The organism is Leifsonia sp. LS1 (genome assembly GCF_020521355.1).
In the GTDB taxonomy this organism is placed as follows: Bacteria; Actinomycetota; Actinomycetes; order Actinomycetales; family Microbacteriaceae; genus Leifsonia.
Genome location: NZ_BPER01000003.1, coordinates 297,178 through 313,301, shown reverse-complemented (window position 1 = coordinate 313,301; position 16,124 = coordinate 297,178). Strand labels below are relative to the sequence as shown.

At 67.5% G+C, this 16,124-nt stretch carries 10 protein-coding genes; all 10 read right to left on the bottom strand.

All coding sequences use genetic code 11. The features are described from left to right. Nucleotides 1–459: 459 nt before the first annotated feature. Nucleotides 460–1,653, bottom strand: coding sequence for an elongation factor Tu (tuf, locus tag LLS1_RS07670; RefSeq protein WP_223357878.1), 1,194 nt, complete (start codon nucleotides 1,651–1,653; stop codon nucleotides 460–462). 113 nt (nucleotides 1,654–1,766) lie between these two features. Continuing rightward, complete coding sequence (gene fusA, locus LLS1_RS07665) at nucleotides 1,767–3,881, bottom strand: elongation factor G (RefSeq protein WP_263282051.1); 2,115 nt, start codon at nucleotides 3,879–3,881, stop codon at nucleotides 1,767–1,769. Nucleotides 3,882–3,965: 84 nt separating this feature from the next. Then, on the bottom strand, nucleotides 3,966–4,436 hold the full coding sequence (gene rpsG, locus LLS1_RS07660) for a 30S ribosomal protein S7 (RefSeq protein WP_021759597.1): 471 nt from the start codon (nucleotides 4,434–4,436) through the stop codon (nucleotides 3,966–3,968). Beyond that, nucleotides 4,436–4,810 carry a 30S ribosomal protein S12 gene (gene rpsL / locus LLS1_RS07655; protein ID WP_011186743.1) on the bottom strand — a complete coding sequence of 125 codons (375 nt, stop codon included), beginning with the start codon at nucleotides 4,808–4,810 and terminating at the stop codon, nucleotides 4,436–4,438. Before rpsL ends, rpsG begins: the two co-directional genes overlap by 1 nt. Nucleotides 4,811–5,147: 337 nt before the next feature. Further along, nucleotides 5,148–5,642 (bottom strand): hypothetical protein, encoded by a 495-nt coding sequence (locus LLS1_RS07650; protein WP_223357879.1) that lies wholly within the window; start codon nucleotides 5,640–5,642, stop codon nucleotides 5,148–5,150. A gap of 10 nt (nucleotides 5,643–5,652) precedes the next feature. Further along, the gene (locus tag LLS1_RS07645) at nucleotides 5,653–6,768 is read right to left on the bottom strand and encodes a hypothetical protein (RefSeq protein ID WP_226654497.1); all 1,116 of its coding nucleotides are present in this window, start codon (nucleotides 6,766–6,768) and stop codon (nucleotides 5,653–5,655) included. 234 nt (nucleotides 6,769–7,002) lie between these two features. Beyond that, complete coding sequence (locus LLS1_RS07640; protein ID WP_226654496.1) at nucleotides 7,003–7,233, bottom strand: hypothetical protein; 231 nt, start codon at nucleotides 7,231–7,233, stop codon at nucleotides 7,003–7,005. Nucleotides 7,234–7,318: 85 nt separating this feature from the next. Next, nucleotides 7,319–11,194, bottom strand: coding sequence for a DNA-directed RNA polymerase subunit beta' (gene rpoC / locus LLS1_RS07635; RefSeq protein ID WP_226654494.1), 3,876 nt, complete (start codon nucleotides 11,192–11,194; stop codon nucleotides 7,319–7,321). 48 nt (nucleotides 11,195–11,242) lie between these two features. After that, nucleotides 11,243–14,740 (bottom strand): DNA-directed RNA polymerase subunit beta, encoded by a 3,498-nt coding sequence (gene rpoB, locus LLS1_RS07630; protein ID WP_223357883.1) that lies wholly within the window; start codon nucleotides 14,738–14,740, stop codon nucleotides 11,243–11,245. Between the two features lie 321 nt (nucleotides 14,741–15,061). Then, complete coding sequence (locus tag LLS1_RS07625; RefSeq protein ID WP_226654492.1) at nucleotides 15,062–16,099, bottom strand: aldehyde reductase; 1,038 nt, start codon at nucleotides 16,097–16,099, stop codon at nucleotides 15,062–15,064. Between the last annotated feature and the right edge of the window lie 25 nt (nucleotides 16,100–16,124).

The window sequence follows — 16,124 nt, the reverse complement described above, 5'->3', positions numbered from 1 at the left end:
GATACCCGGAGGCGACTCCCCTGTGCCCCCGATCCGCCAACACGTGGATGACGCTCGATTCACCCAGACCTGTGAAGAACTACCAGCCGCTGCAGTTCGGGACGAGAGCTGCGCGGCGCCGCGCAGCGGTCGTCCCAGAGAGCAGCAGTCACGCACACAAAGGAGCGGGGCTCGGCATGTCTGCCGGCCCCGCTCGAGCAGCGCCTCGCGCCGCTGCTCAGTTGGATTGAAGTCCGCTCACGCGGTGTCCGAACTCTCCGTCCGTGATCCGGTCAGCGGCTTCTCCTGGTTGGCGAGGTTCATGCTCTCCATAGGCGTCTCCCTTCATCGACGGACCCGTTCGGTTGAAACGGTGAGTCCATACTGCGCTTCGCGGCGCCGAAGGTAAAGACCCCCACACGACACGAAAGAGGGCCGGGCCCGAAGGCCCGACCCTCTCGCGAGTCAGTCGAAGACGACTTACTTGATGATCTTCGTCACCGTACCGGCGCCCACGGTGCGGCCACCCTCACGGATGGCGAAGCCGAGGCCCTCCTCCATGGCGATCGGCTGGATCAGCTCGACCGTCATGTCGGTGGTGTCGCCGGGCATGACCATCTCGGTGCCCTCGGGCAGCGAGATGACGCCGGTGACGTCGGTGGTACGGAAGTAGAACTGCGGGCGGTAGTTCGTGTAGAAGGGGTTGTGACGGCCACCCTCCTCCTTCGAGAGGATGTAGGCGGTGCCCTCGAAGTTGGTGTGCGGCGTGACCGAACCCGGCTTCACGACGACCTGACCGCGCTCGACGTCCTCGCGCTTGGTGCCACGGAGGAGCAGACCACAGTTCTCGCCGGCCCAGGCCTCGTCGAGCTGCTTGTGGAACATCTCGATACCCGTGACGGTGGTCTTCTGCGTCGGGCGGATGCCGACGATCTCGACCTCGGAGTTGATGGCCAGCGTGCCACGCTCGGCGCGGCCCGTGACGACGGTTCCACGACCGGTGATCGTGAAGACGTCCTCGATCGGCATCAGGAACGGCTTGTCCTTGTCGCGCACCGGGTCCGGGATGGACTCGTCGACGGCCTCCATGAGGTCGAGGACCGACTGGACCCACTTCTCGTCGCCCTCGAGAGCCTTGAGGCCCGAGACGCGGACGACCGGAGCGTCGTCACCCGGGAAGTCCTGGCTCGAGAGGAGCTCGCGGACCTCGAGCTCGACGAGCTCCAGGATCTCCTCGTCGTCGACCATGTCGGACTTGTTCAGCGCGACCAGCAGGTAGGGCACGCCGACCTGCTTGGCGAGCAGAACGTGCTCACGGGTCTGAGCCATCGGGCCGTCGGTGGCGGCGACCACGAGGATCGCGCCGTCCATCTGAGCGGCACCGGTGATCATGTTCTTGATGTAGTCGGCGTGACCCGGGGCGTCAACGTGCGCGTAGTGGCGCTTCGGCGTCTCGTACTCGACGTGCGAGATGTTGATCGTGATACCACGCTGACGCTCTTCCGGAGCCGAGTCGATCGACGCGAAGTCGCGCTGAACGTTGGTCGCCGACGGGTACTTGTCAGCAAGCACCTTGGAGATCGCCGCGGTGAGCGTCGTCTTGCCGTGGTCGACGTGACCGATGGTTCCGATGTTGACGTGCGGCTTAGTCCGCTCGAACTTGGCCTTAGCCACTGGGTCCTCCTCAGGACTCTCATGTAGGTATCCCGGTCGATGGATTTCGACCGGCAGACCTACGGGATTGGTTTCTTATGTTACGGGATGTTCTTCAAAGGGAGCGACCGAGGTCACTCGCCCTTGCTCTTCTGAACGATCTCGTCGGCGACGGCCTTCGGGACCTCCGCGTAGCTGTCGAAGGTCATCGAGTACACCGCGCGGCCCGACGTCTTGGAACGCAGGTCGCCGATGTAGCCGAACATCTCCGACAGGGGGACGTTGGCGCGGATGACCTTGACGCCACTCGCCTCCTCCATCGACTGGATCTGACCACGACGGGAGTTGAGGTCACCGATCACATCGCCCATGTACTCCTCGGGCGTGCGCACCTCGACCGCCATGAGCGGCTCGAGGAGCACGGGGTTCGCCTTGCGAGCGGCCTCCTTGTAGGCCATCGATCCGGCGATCTTGAACGCCATCTCCGAGGAGTCGACGTCGTGCGACGCACCGTCGACGAGCGTCGCCTTGACGCCCACCGTCGGGAAGCCGGCGAGCACGCCGACCTGCATCGCGTCCTGGATGCCCGCGTCGACCGAGGGGATGTACTCGCGCGGGACGCGACCACCCGTGACGGCGTTGACGAACTCGTAGGACGTCTCGGGGGTGACCTCCATCGGCTCGAGCGAGATCTGCACCTTCGCGAACTGACCGGAACCACCGGTCTGCTTCTTGTGGGTGTAGTCGTACTTCTCGACCGGGCGACGGAGCGTCTCGCGGTAGGCCACCTGCGGCTTGCCGACGTTGGCCTCGACGTTGAACTCGCGCTTCATGCGGTCGACCAGGATGTCGAGGTGGAGCTCGCCCATGCCCTTGATGACCGTCTGACCGGTCTCCTGGTTCTGCTCGGTGCGGAACGTCGGGTCCTCTTCGGCGAGCTTCTGGATCGCGGTGCCCAGCTTCTCCTGGTCGGCCTTGGTCTTCGGCTCGATGGCGACCTCGATGACCGGCTCCGGGAACGTCATCGACTCGAGGACGACCTGGTTGTCCGGGTCGCACAGGGTGTCGCCGGTGGTGGTGTCCTTGAGGCCGATGACCGCGTAGATGTTGCCGGCGGTGACGAAGTCGACCGGGTTCTCCTTGTTCGCGTGCATCTGGAAGATCTTGCCGATGCGCTCCTTACGGCCCTTGGTCGAGTTCACGACCGCGGCACCGGAGTCGACGCGGCCCGAGTACACGCGCACGTAGGTCAGACGACCGAAGAACGGGTGCACCGCGACCTTGAACGCCAGGGCCGAGAACGGCTCGGTGGCGTCGGCGTGACGGAGGATGACCTTCTCCTCGTCGCGCGGGTCGTGCGCCTCGATGGCGGGCACGTCGAGCGGCGACGGGAGGTAGTCGATCACGGCGTCGAGCATGGGCTGCACACCGCGGTTCTTGAACGCGGAGCCGCAGAGCACCGGGTAGATCTCGTTGTTCACGGTGAGCTTGCGGATGGCCGCCTTGATCTCCGGAACGGTGATCTCCTCGCCGCCGAAGAACTTCTCGAGCAGCACGTCGTCGGACTCGGCGACGGTCTCGAGCAGCTTGGCGCGGTACTCCTCGGCCTTAGCCTGCAGGTCGGCGGGGATCTCCTGGACCTCGTACTTGGCGCCCATGGTGACATCACCCTTGGCGTCGCCCGGCCAGACCAGCGCGCGCATCTCGATCAGGTCGACGACGCCGACGAAGTCGGACTCGGAGCCGATCGGGAGCTGCATCACCAGCGGCTTCGCGCCGAGGCGGGAGACGATGGTGTCGACGGTGAAGTAGAAGTCGGCGCCCAGCTTGTCCATCTTGTTGACGAAGCAGATGCGGGGGACGACGTACTTGTCGGCCTGGCGCCAGACGGTCTCCGACTGGGGCTCGACGCCCTCCTTCGCGTCGAACACGGCGACGGCGCCGTCGAGGACGCGGAGCGAACGCTCCACCTCGACGGTGAAGTCGACGTGACCCGGCGTGTCGATGATGTTGATCTGGTTCTTGTTCCAGAAACAGGTGACGGCCGCGGACGTGATGGTGATGCCGCGCTCCTTCTCCTGCTCCATCCAGTCGGTGGTCGAGGCGCCGTCGTGCGTCTCACCGATCTTGTGGTTGACGCCCGTGTAGAACAGGATGCGCTCGGTCGTAGTGGTCTTGCCGGCATCGATGTGGGCCATGATGCCGATGTTGCGGACCTTTGTCAGGTCGGTGAGCACGTCCTGTGCCACAGGGTTCCTCCGAAAAGTAGAGAGTGGAAGGGGCGCCGTCCGGGCGGCTCCCCGAAGGGTGCAACGCCCGGACGGCGAAGAGTGTTACCAGCGGTAGTGCGCGAAGGCCTTGTTCGACTCGGCCATCTTGTGGGTGTCCTCGCGACGCTTCACGGCGGCGCCGAGGCCGTTCGAGGCGTCCAGGATCTCGTTGGTGAGACGCTCGGTCATCGTCTTCTCGCGACGACCCTTGGCGTAGCTCGTGAGCCAGCGGAGCGCGAGAGTGTTCGCGCGGTGCGGCTTGACCTCGACCGGCACCTGGTAGGTCGAGCCGCCGACGCGGCGGCTGCGGACCTCGAGGGTCGGGCGGATGTTGTCGAGCGCCTTCTTGAGCGTGGTGACCGCGTCGTTGCCCGACTTGGAGGAGACGCCCTCGAGCGCGTCGTAGACGATGCGCTCGGCGAGGCCCTTCTTGCCGTCGAGGAGGATCTTGTTGACGAGCTGGCTGACGACCGGCGAGCCGTAGACCGGGTCGGCGACGACGGGGCGCTTCGGAGCGGGACCCTTGCGAGGCATTACTTCTTCTCCATCTTCGCGCCGTAGCGGCTGCGAGCCTGCTTGCGGTTCTTGACGGCCTGGGTGTCCAGGGCGCCGCGGACGATCTTGTAGCGGACGCCAGGGAGGTCCTTCACACGACCGCCGCGGACGAGCACCATCGAGTGCTCCTGCAGGTTGTGGCCCTCACCGGGGATGTAGGCGGTGACCTCGGTGCCGTTGGAGAGCTTCACACGGGCGACCTTGCGGAGCGCGGAGTTCGGCTTCTTCGGGGTGGTGGTGTAGACGCGGGTGCAGACGCCGCGCTGCTGGGGGTTGGCCTTCAGGGCGGGGGCCTTGGTCTTGGTGACCTTCGGCGTCCGACCCTTCCGCACCAACTGCTGAATGGTAGGCACTACTTCTCCTTATATGGACTGCACGGTGACAGTTGTTGCTTGTCCCATGACCGACTCACCCGCCGGGCGGGTCATTCGGTCGTCTGGGGAATCGGCCGACGAATGAAGGCTCGCCGCCGATATGCCGTGGGGGCCGGGATCCCGTGCGGTCTCCCTGCCCATCGGATGAGTACGTGCCGGCCCGCCCGCTCCTCCATCGCTGGTCCCATTTCTGGGCACGGAACGAGCGCGCAGCAGAGCGCACACCCGATAAATGTTATCGTCCGCGCCCTTCCCGGTCAAATGAGAGCGGCTGTGGTAGGCCCTCGTCCGCGCAGGGCGAAACCGATGCCTGCGCTCACTCGTCGCCGTCCCGCTCCCACGGCCAGCGTGGACGCCCCCGCTGGCTGAACCGGCCCACCAGGACGAGCTGGTAGAGCAGCGTGACGACGAACGAGACGATCCCGACCAGAACCGCGTACCAACTGCCGAACTGGCCGGCGGCGAACAGGAGCGCACGCAGCGATTGCGAGGGATCCCCCGCGATGCCGGCCACCGCTCCCGCGACCACGAAGACCAGGTAGCAGACCAGGCCGACCAGGAGGGCCGTGCCGGGTGCGATGCGCTGGCGATCGGCGGGCACGCGCGTCCCGATCCCGATCAGCGCCAGCAGCAGAGCGACGACCGCCGCCCCCGTCATGGCAGGGCCCACGAGCGTCCCGACCGCCGGGTCGGCGACCACCTCGGTGTTGGTCGCGAGCGACAGGAGGCCGAAGCCCGCGACGATCAGCGCGAGGTCAAGGCCCGCGGCGAAGAGGGCCACGACACTCGCATAGGCGCGTTCGTCACGCATGACCGCCCGATCAGTACCCCTGCTGCGAGGCGTACGCGGCGACGGCCTGGTTCTGCGCATCGGCGACCTGCTGCTCGTAGTCCGCCTGGGCCTCCGCGTTGCGGGCCTTCAGCTTGCGACCGCGCCCGGCGAGCCAGGCACCGGTCCACACCGAGATCTCGCGGGCGATGACGCCGGCGAGCACGGCGAACGGGTTCAGCCACGCGCTGCGGAGGAGGATGGCGAACTCGGCCGGGGTGCGGTCGAGGAAGCGGGCATCCACGAGGTAGGCGCCGACGTAGCAGAAGTAGACGAAGACGGCGACGACGAGGCCGCCGAGGATGTACGCCCACCAGCGCGCCCGGTTCACGATCTGCACGAGCACGACCATGCCCACGAAGAAGGCGACGACCGGGACCCAGCCCGAGATCTGCTGCGTGTAGTACTGGAGCAGTGCCTGCAGGTACTCGTTGCTGGGCGTCAGAAGCGCGCCGACGACGACGACCGCGACGCTCCACAGCAGCGCGAACGCGACCGTCCCGACGAGCACGATCAGGATGCCCGTGCCCCGGTTGCTCTTGCGCTTCGGCGGCTCGGGCCGCTGCAGGAAGATCGGCGCGACGGGCTGCGGCTGAAGCGGGACGGGCGCACCCGTCGGCTCGGGAGCCCACGCGCCGGTCACGGCAGGGGCTGTTCCGTACGCGGTGGTGACAGCGGGGGCGGTCTGCGCCTCCGCGGCGGCGGCTGCAGTGGCCACCGGAGCGGCCGCCTCTGCCGGCGACGCGGTGTCGACGGTGGCGGTGCCGGCAGCCGTGGCCCCGGCCTCCCCCGGCTGTGCGGCCGTGCGCGCGACCGCGGCCGCGATGTCGTCGTCGGTGCTCACCACGGGCTCCGGCTCCGTCACGGCGGCCGGCGCGGGAGGAGCAGCAGCGGGAACGGGAGCCGCCTCCTCGGTCTTCGTGTCCCCGGCGGGACGGTTCACGTGCCCGCGCGCGGAGACCGGGCTCGACGGCGGGTCCACGACCTCCGGATCGGAGTCGTGCGGCTCAGCAGCAGCGGACGCGGCCGCACCCGTCGCGGGCTCCGCGGGCGTCGCCTGCTGCTCCCCCGTGTCCGCGGATGCGGAGTCCGGTGTCGTGTCGCTCATCGTGGCACCTCCAGGGGCCCGGCGGGCCCGTCGTGGTGCCCACTGTAGCAACGGGCTGCGGGATGTGAAGGGAGGCGGACCGGGGGGCGGTCAGGTCATGTCGAGCTGTCGGTGGGCCACGCCGTCACGGGGCGAGAATCCGGCGGCGGCGAAGCGATGTCACCGTCTTCCCCGCCGTCGCAGGCGTGATCGCCTCGGCTACAGGTGCCCCGTGCTGTCCCGTCGCGCGAAGGATCAGCGGCGCGTGAAGTCCCCGCGACGGCTCGCGAGGTAGACGAGCACGCCCGCGAGGACGGCGCAGCCCATGGTGGTCAGCCAGAACGGGAGGGTCGCGGCGGCGTGGCCGGCGGTCGCCTGGACGATGCCGACGACGAAGCTGACCACGGCGACGACGAGCGCGACGGCCGAGAAACCGACCATCGCCCGGCCGGTCGTGTCCGTGTACTCGAGGAGATGGCGCCACATGGGTTCCATTCTCCCGCATGACCGAGGGCGGGAACGACGACGGCCCCCGACGCGTTCGCGCCGGGGGCCGTCGTCGTACGGGACCTTAGTTGTAGGTGCCGGGGGTGTAGTCGTCCGAGCTGAAGCTGTCGAAGTCGACGAAGCTCAGGTCGTTCTCGCTGAAGGCGGAGTCGTCGGCGAAGATGCGGTTGGGGTACCGCTCGGCCTTGGCCTCCTCCGTCGCCTCGACGGTGACGTTCCGGTAGCGCTGCAGGCCGGTGCCGGCCGGGATGAGCTTACCGATGATGACGTTCTCCTTGAGGCCGATCAGCGGGTCGGACTTGCCCTCCATGGCCGCCTGCGTCAGGACGCGGGTGGTCTCCTGGAAGGACGCGGCCGACAGCCACGACTCGGTCGCCAGCGACGCCTTGGTGATACCCATGACCTCCTGACGTGCCGAGGCCGTCTTCTTGCCCTCCTGCAGCGCCGCGCGGTTGATCTCGTTGTACCGCGAGCGGTCGACGAGCTCACCCGGGAGCAGGTCGGTGTCGCCGTGGTCGACGACGGTGACCTTGCGGAGCATCTGGCGGACGATGACCTCGATGTGCTTGTCGTGGATCGGCACACCCTGCGAGCGGTAGACGCCCTGCACGCCACCGACGAGGTGCTTCTGCACCTCGCGGACACCCTTGACCCGGAGGACCTCCTTCGGGTCGACGGTGCCGACGATCAGCTGCTGGCCGAGCTCGACGTGCTGTCCGTCCTCCACCAGGAGGGTCGAACGGCGCAGCACCGGGTAGACGTGCGGCTCGTCGCCGTTGTCGGGGGTCAGGACGACCTTGCGGGACTTGTCCGTCTCCTCGATGACGATACGGCCGGCGGCCTCGGCGATCGGGGACGCACCCTTCGGGGTACGGGCCTCGAACAGCTCCTGGACGCGCGGCAGACCCTGGGTGATGTCGTCCGCGGAGGCCGAACCACCGGTGTGGAACGTACGCATGGTCAGCTGCGTGCCGGGCTCACCGATCGACTGGGCCGCGATGATGCCGACGGCCTCGCCGATGTCCACCAGCTTGCCGGTCGCGAGCGAACGGCCGTAGCAGGCGGCGCAGACGCCGACCGCGGACTCGCAGGTGAGCACGGAGCGCACCTTGATGTCCTGGACACCGGCCGCGACCAGCTTGTCGATGAGCACGTCGCCCACGTCGTCACCGGCGGCGGCGACCACGGTGCCGTCGGGCGAGACCGCGTCGGCGGCCAGCGTCCGGGCGAACACCGAGTTCTCCACGTTCGGGTCACGGGTGAGGGTGCCGTCCTCGCCGACCGTCGCGATCGGGAGGTCGAGGCCCTTGGTCGTGCCGCAGTCGTCCTCACGGATGATGACATCCTGCGAGACGTCCACCAGACGTCGGGTCAGGTAGCCCGAGTCCGCCGTACGGAGAGCCGTGTCAGCCAGACCCTTGCGGGCACCGTGCGTCGCGATGAAGTACTCCGCCACCGACAGACCCTCGCGGTACGAGGAGATGATCGGACGGGGGATGATCTCACCCTTCGGGTTGTTCACCAGACCACGCATACCGGCGATGTTGCGCACCTGCAGCCAGTTACCACGGGCGCCCGAGGTGACCATGCGGTTGATGGTGTTGTCGGCCGGGAAGTTGGCGCGCATGGCCTCGGCGACCTCGTTGGTCGCCTCCGTCCAGAGCTTCACTAGCTCCTGACGACGCTCGAGGTCGGTCGTGAGACCCTTCTCGAACTCCGCCGTGATCTTGGCGGCCTTCTTCTCGTAGCCGGCGACGATCTGCGGCTTGTTCGGCGGCGTGAGGATGTCGCTCAGCGCGACGGTCACACCGGAACGGGTGCCCCAGTAGAAGCCGGCGTCCTTGATCCGGTCGAGCGCCGCGGCGACCTCCACCTTCGGGTACCGCTCGGCGAGGGCGTTCACGATCGACGAGATCATGCCCTTGTCGGCGACGGCCTCCACGTAGGGGTAGTCGGACGGGAGCGCCTCGTTGAAGAGGGCGCGGCCCAGCGTGGTCTCCACGATCGCGGTGGTCGGCTGCGTTCCGGTGTCCGCCGCGTCGGACGGCACGTAGTTGTCGAGACGGATCTTGACGGTCGCATTCAGGTGCAGCGAGCCCTGGTCCTTGGCGAGGATCGCCTCCGAGACGGAGGAGAACGCACGGCCCTCGCCCACGGCGCCCTCGCGGACGGTGGTGAGGTGGTGCAGACCGATGATCATGTCCTGCGAGGGCAGGGTGACCGGGCGGCCGTCGGACGGCTTCAGGATGTTGTTCGAGGCGAGCATCAGGATGCGGGCCTCGGCCTGGGCCTCGACCGACAGCGGCAGGTGCACGGCCATCTGGTCGCCGTCGAAGTCCGCGTTGAACGCGGCGCAGACGAGCGGGTGCAGCTGGATGGCCTTGCCCTCGACGAGCTGGGGCTCGAACGCCTGGATGCCGAGACGGTGCAGCGTGGGCGCGCGGTTCAGGAGCACGGGGCGCTCGCGGATGATCTCCTCGAGCACGTCCCACACCTGCGGGCGCGAACGCTCCACCATGCGCTTGGCGGCCTTGATGTTCTGAGCGTGGCTCAGGTCGATCAGGCGCTTGATCACGAACGGCTTGAACAGCTCCAGCGCCATCTGCTTCGGCAGACCGCACTGGTGCAGCTTGAGCTGCGGGCCGACGATGATGACCGAACGGCCCGAGTAGTCGACGCGCTTTCCGAGCAGGTTCTGGCGGAAGCGTCCCTGCTTGCCCTTCAGCATGTCGCTGAGGGACTTGAGGGCGCGGTTGCCGGTACCCGTCACGGGGCGTCCGCGGCGGCCGTTGTCGAACAGGGCGTCGACGGCCTCCTGCAGCATGCGCTTCTCGTTGTTCACGATGATCTCGGGGGCCCCGAGGTCGAGCAGGCGGCGCAGACGGTTGTTGCGGTTGATCACGCGGCGGTACAGGTCGTTCAGGTCGCTGGTCGCGAAGCGGCCACCGTCGAGCTGCACCATCGGGCGCAGCTCCGGCGGGATGACCGGGACGACGTCGAGGACCATCGCGGCCGGCGAGTTGCCGGTCGCGAGGAACGACGAGACGACGCGCAGACGCTTGATCGCGCGGATCTTCTTCTGGCCCTTGCCCGTGGCGATCTGCTCGCGGAGCAGCTCGGCCTCGGCATTCAGGTCGAAGGCCTGCAGACGGCGCTTGATCGACTCGGCGCCCATGTAGGCCTCGAAGTACAGACCGTAGCGGTCGACGAGCTCGTTGAAGTCCGCGTCCTCGGGCTTGAGGTCGCCGACCTTGAGGGTGCGGAACGACTCCCACACGCGCTCGAGACGGGCGATGTCCTCGTCGAAGGACTTGCGGAGCTGGCCCATCTCCTTCTCGGCGGTGTCCTTGACGCGACGCTTCTGGTCGGCCTTGGCACCCTCCTCCTCGAGCGCGGCGAGGTCGACCTCGAGGCGCTGGAGACGCTCGGCGACGCGGGAGTCGCGCTGGTCCGACAGCGTCTTGATCTCGAGGCGGAGCTCGTTCTCGAGGCCGGGCATGTCGGCGTGACGGCCCTCCTCGTCCACGTCGATCACCATGTAGGCGGCGAAGTAGATGACCTTCTCGAGGTCCTTCGGCGCCATGTCGAGCAGGTAGCCGAGACGGCTGGGCACGCCCTTGAAGTACCAGATGTGCGTGACCGGCGCGGCGAGCTCGATGTGGCCCATGCGCTCACGGCGGACGGAGGACTTGGTGACCTCCACGCCGCAGCGCTCGCAGACGATGCCCTTGAAGCGGACGCGCTTGTACTTGCCGCACGAGCACTCCCAGTCACGCGACGGGCCGAAGATCTGCTCTCCGAAGAGACCGTCCTTCTCCGGCTTCAGCGTGCGGTAGTTGATCGTCTCCGGCTTCTTGACCTCGCCGTAGGACCAACGACGGATGTCGTCGGCGGTCGCCAGGCCGATACGCAGCTCATCAAAAGTTGTTGCGTCGAGCAATGTTCACTCTCTCCTGTAAAGAATTCGTCAGGTGGGTCTGGCTGCGGGTCAGATCTCGTCGATCGACGAGGACTCGAAGCGGGAGGAGATGTTGATGCCGAGCTCTTCCGCAGCGCGGAAGGCCTCGTCGTCCGCGTCGCGCAGGCTGACCTGCTGGCCGTCGGCCGAGAGGACCTCGACGTTCAGGCAGAGCGACTGCATCTCCTTGATGAGCACCTTGAAGGACTCCGGGATGCCCGGCTCCTGGATGTTCTCACCCTTGACGATGGCCTCGTAGACCTTTACGCGGCCGAGGATGTCGTCCGACTTGATGGTCAGGAGCTCCTGCAGCGCGTATGCGGCGCCGTAAGCCTCGAGGGCCCACACCTCCATCTCACCGAAACGCTGTCCACCGAACTGCGCCTTACCACCGAGCGGCTGCTGGGTGATCATCGAGTACGGGCCGGTCGAACGGGCGTGGATCTTGTCGTCGACGAGGTGGTGCAGCTTCAGGATGTACATGTAGCCGACCGAGATCGGGTCCGGGTACGGCTCGCCGGAGCGGCCGTCGAAGAGCTGCGTCTTGCCGGACGAGCCGATGAGGCGGTCGCCGTCGCGGGTGGGGAGCGTCGAGTCGAGCAGACCGGCGATCTCCTCCTCCTTCGCGCCGTCGAACACCGGGGTCGCGACCTTGGTGCCGGGGGCCGCGCTGAACGCGGCCTCGGGCAGGTCGGCGGCCCACTTGGGCTTGCCCTTGACCTCCCAGCCGTTCTGGGCGATCCAGCCGAGGTGGATCTCGAGCACCTGGCCGAAGTTCATTCGACCGGGCACACCCAGCGGGTTGAGGATCACGTCGACCGGGGTGCCGTCCGCGAGGAACGGCATGTCCTCGACCGGCAGGATCTTCGAGATGACGCCCTTGTTGCCGTGACGACCGGCGAGCTTGTCGCCCGCGGTGATCTTGCGCTTCTGGGCGATGTAGACCACCACGCGCTGGTTGACGCCCGAGCCGAGCTCGTCGTCGCCGTCCTGCGCGTCGAAGACCTTGACACCGATGATGGTGCCCTCCTCGCCGTGGGGCACCTTGAGGGAGGTGTCGCGCACCTCGCGGCTCTTCTCGTTGAAGATCGCGCGGAGCAGGCGCTCCTCGGCCGAGAGCTCGGTCTCGCCCTTCGGGGTGACCTTGCCGACGAGGATGTCGCCGGGGCGCACCTCGGCGCCGATGCGGATGATGCCGCGCTCGTCGAGGTCGGCCAGGAGGTCCGGGCTGACGTTCGGGAGGTCGCGGGTGATCTCCTCCTTGCCGAGCTTGGTGTCGCGGGCGTCGACCTCGTACTCCTCGATGTGGATCGAGGAGAGGGTGTCGTCCTTCACCAGGTTCTGGCTGAGGATGATCGCGTCCTCGAAGTTGTGACCCTCCCACGGCATGAACGCGATGAGGAGGTTCTTGCCGAGCGCGAGCTCGCCGTTCTCGGTGGCGGGGCCGTCGGCGACGACCTCTCCGACCTCGATGCGGTCGCCCTCGTCCACGACCACGCGGTGGTTGTACGACGTGCCCTGGTTGGAGCGGTCGAACTTGCGCAGGTAGTAGGTCTTGACCGTGCCGTCGTCCGCCTGGACGGTGACCGCGTCGGCCGAGACCTCGCTGACCACACCGGCCTTCTCGGCGGTGACGACGTCACCGGCGTCGATGGCCGCGAAGCCCTCCATGCCGGTTCCGACGACCGGGCTCTCCGAGCGGAGCAGCGGCACCGCCTGGCGCTGCATGTTCGCACCCATGAGGGCTCGGTTGGCGTCGTCGTGCTCGAGGAAGGGGATCAGGGAGGTACCCACCGACACCATCTGGCGCGGGGAGACGTCCATGTAGCCGATCTCGTCGGCGGGGACGAGGTCGACCTCGCCGCCCTTCTGCCGGGCGAGGACGCGCTCCTCGGTGAAGTGGCCGTTCGAGTCGAGCGGGGCGTTGGCCTGCGCGACGACGAAGTCGTCTTCCTCGGAGGCGGTCAGGTAGTCGATCTGCTCGGTGACCCGACCGTCGACGACCTTGCGGTACGGCGTCTCGATGAAGCCGAACGAGTTGATGCGCGCGAACGACGCGAGCGAGCCGATCAGGCCGATGTTCGGGCCTTCCGGGGTCTCGATCGGGCACATGCGGCCGTAGTGCGACGGGTGGACGTCGCGGACCTCGACGCCGGCGCGCTCGCGGCTCAGACCGCCGGGGCCGAGGGCCGAAAGGCGGCGCTTGTGGGTCAGACCCGCGAGCGGGTTGTTCTGGTCCATGAACTGCGACAGCTGGCTCGTTCCGAAGAACTCCTTGATCGCGGCGACGACGGGGCGCACGTTGATCAGGGTCTGCGGGGTGATCGCCTCGATGTCCTGCGTGGTCATGCGCTCGCGGACGACGCGCTCCATGCGGGAGAGACCGGTGCGGACCTGGTTCTGGATGAGCTCGCCGACGGCGCGGATGCGACGGTTGCCGAAGTGGTCGATGTCGTCGACGTCCAGGCGGATCTCGGCCGGCTCTCCGTTGCGGAGACCCGTGAACGTGGTCTGGCCGTCGTGCAGGGAGACCAGGTACTTGATCGTCGCGATGATGTCCTGGACGGTCAGCACCGAGTCCGTGAGCGGGGCCTCGAGGCCGAGCTTGCGGTTGATCTTGTAGCGGCCGACCTTGGCGAGGTCGTAGCGCTTCGGGTTGAAGTAGAAGTTGTCGAGGAGCGCACGCGCGGCCTCGGCAGCGACCTGCTCGCCCGGACGCAGCTTGCGGTAGATGTCCTTGAGCGCCTCCTCCTTCGTGAGGATGGCATCCTTCTCGAGGGTCAGCTCGATCGACTGGAAGCCCGCGAACTCGGAGAGGATCTCCTCGCTGGTCAGGCCGAGCGCCTTGAGGAAGACGGTGACGGACTGCTTGCGCTTGCGGTCGATGCGCACGCCCACCTGGTCGCGCTTGTCGATCTCGAACTCGAGCCAGGCTCCGCGGCTCGGGATGATGCGCGCCGAGTAGATGTCCTTGTCCGAGGTCTTGTCGGCGGTCGACTCGAAGTAGACGCCCGGCGAGCGGACGAGCTGCGAGACGACGACACGCTCGGTGCCGTTGATGATGAAGGTGCCTCGCTCCGTCATGAGCGGGAAGTCGCCCATGAAGACCGTCTGCGTCTTGATCTCACCGGTGAGGTGGTTCATGAACTCGGCCTCGACGTAGAGCGGGGCCGCGTAGGTCTTGCCCTTCTCCTTGCACTCGTCGATCGAGTACTTCTTCTCTTCGAGGAAGGGGTTCGTGAACGAGAGCTGCATGGTCTCGCCGAGGTCCTCGATGGGGGAGATCTCCTCGAAGATCTCCTCGAGGCCGGTGCTCCCGGGCAGATCCTGGCGACCCTGGGCCTCGGCTTCGGCGACGCGGGCCTTCCACGCGTCGTTTCCGACCAGCCAGTCGAAGCTCTCGGTCTGCAGTGCGAGCAGATCGGGAACGGTCAGGGTGTCCGTGATCTTGGCGAACGAGAGACGAGATGCGGCTCGTCCGTTCTTGGGTGTCTTGTCGGTGTTGGTTGCGTTGCGCGCAGCAGCCAAGGAAATAACCTCCGTGGGCCCCGTCAGGCCAGTAACTGTCGGTCAGTGATGATGTCGGTGTGAGGACGAGCTGTTTTTCAACAGCGACTCCCAGCGGTGCGCCGCCGTATCTGACCCGAGGGATCGGGCCCAGGCGTGCGCGGGGAAAGACGAAGCCGACCGCAATATGAAGGCGAAAGATCTGACTGGGAGCGCAAAGAACAACTATATGTCAAAAGGGCGCGCCGTGTCCAGTCTTTTCTTGACCGGGAGTGCAGATGTGGGGTATAACCCCGCGCGGAGTGCCACTATTCCCTCAGAATCCGCGTGTTTCCGCGGTTGTCACCGCCGCAGCGGGAGGGTGTCGACGGTGGCGGCGAGTGCCGTCTCGCGCGTGCGCGGCTCCCAGCCGAGCATCGTCAGCGCCTTCTCTGCGGAGGCCCGCCGCTGCGCCCCGACCTCCGGGAGGACGTCCCGGACCGTCCGGCTGAACGGCGCGACGGCGCGCAGCATCCACGCGGGCATGACCTTCGTCGGGACGCGTCTTCCGGCATCCTCCCCCAGCCGGCCACGGATGAACCGCGCGACCTGCGCGGCGCTCATCACCTCCCCCGCGATGGCCAGGAAGCGTTCGCCGGCGGCCTCCGGCCGCGTCATCGCCAGGAGGTGGAGCGCAGCGACGTCGCGCACGTCCACGATCCCGAACCAGACGTCCGGGAGACGAGGGATCCGGCCGTCGCGTACCAGCCGGATGAGCTCGACCGAGCTCGAGACGTCGGGTCCGAGCACCGGCCCGAGTATCCCGACCGGGTTCACGGTCGCGAGCTGCATCGCCCCGCCCGCCGACCGGTGCTCGTCGATGAAGCTCCACGCCGCTCGTTCGGCGATGGTCTTCGATCGCACGTAGGCGCTGACCGGCCGGCCGCTGTCGAGCTCGGTCCAGTCCTTCTCCGTGAACGCGCGCGCCGTCGGAGCGTGGCCGTACCCGATCGCCGCGAAGGAGGAGGTCTGCACCACCCGCTCGACGCCGGCGTCCGCCGCCGCCCGCAGCACGCGCAGCGCCCCGTCCCTCGCCGGGACGATCAGCTCGTCCGGGTCCTTCGGCTGCCGTGCCGGGAACGGGGAGGCGAAGTGGAGCACGAACCGGCAGCCGTCGACCGCCTGCGCCCAGCCGTCGTCGACGGTGAGGTCGGCCACGGCGAAGCCGAGGCGGTCACCAGAGTCGTCGAGGCCGGCGACGCCCAGCTGCGAGCGGACGTCGGCCGCCCGTGCCGGGGTCCTGATCGTCGCGCGCACGTCGTAGCCCGCCTCGAGGAGCGTCGCGACGCAGTGCGCGCCCACGAATCCCGAGCCTCCGGTCACCAGCACGCGGTCCGCCATGCGCCCATCCTCCTCCGCGGCACGA

What these genes read in the sequence shown, in the direction of transcription:
- LLS1_RS07625 (WP_226654492.1), bottom strand. Translation starts at nt 16,099, where the DNA reads ATGGCGGACCGCGTGCTGGTGACCGGAGGCTCGGGATTCGTGGGCGCG.
- rpsG (WP_021759597.1), bottom strand. Translation starts at nt 4,436, where the DNA reads ATGCCTCGCAAGGGTCCCGCTCCGAAGCGCCCCGTCGTCGCCGACCCG.
- LLS1_RS07650 (WP_223357879.1), bottom strand. Translation starts at nt 5,642, where the DNA reads ATGCGTGACGAACGCGCCTATGCGAGTGTCGTGGCCCTCTTCGCCGCG.
- LLS1_RS07645 (WP_226654497.1), bottom strand. Translation starts at nt 6,768, where the DNA reads ATGAGCGACACGACACCGGACTCCGCATCCGCGGACACGGGGGAGCAG.
- LLS1_RS07640 (WP_226654496.1), bottom strand. Translation starts at nt 7,233, where the DNA reads ATGTGGCGCCATCTCCTCGAGTACACGGACACGACCGGCCGGGCGATG.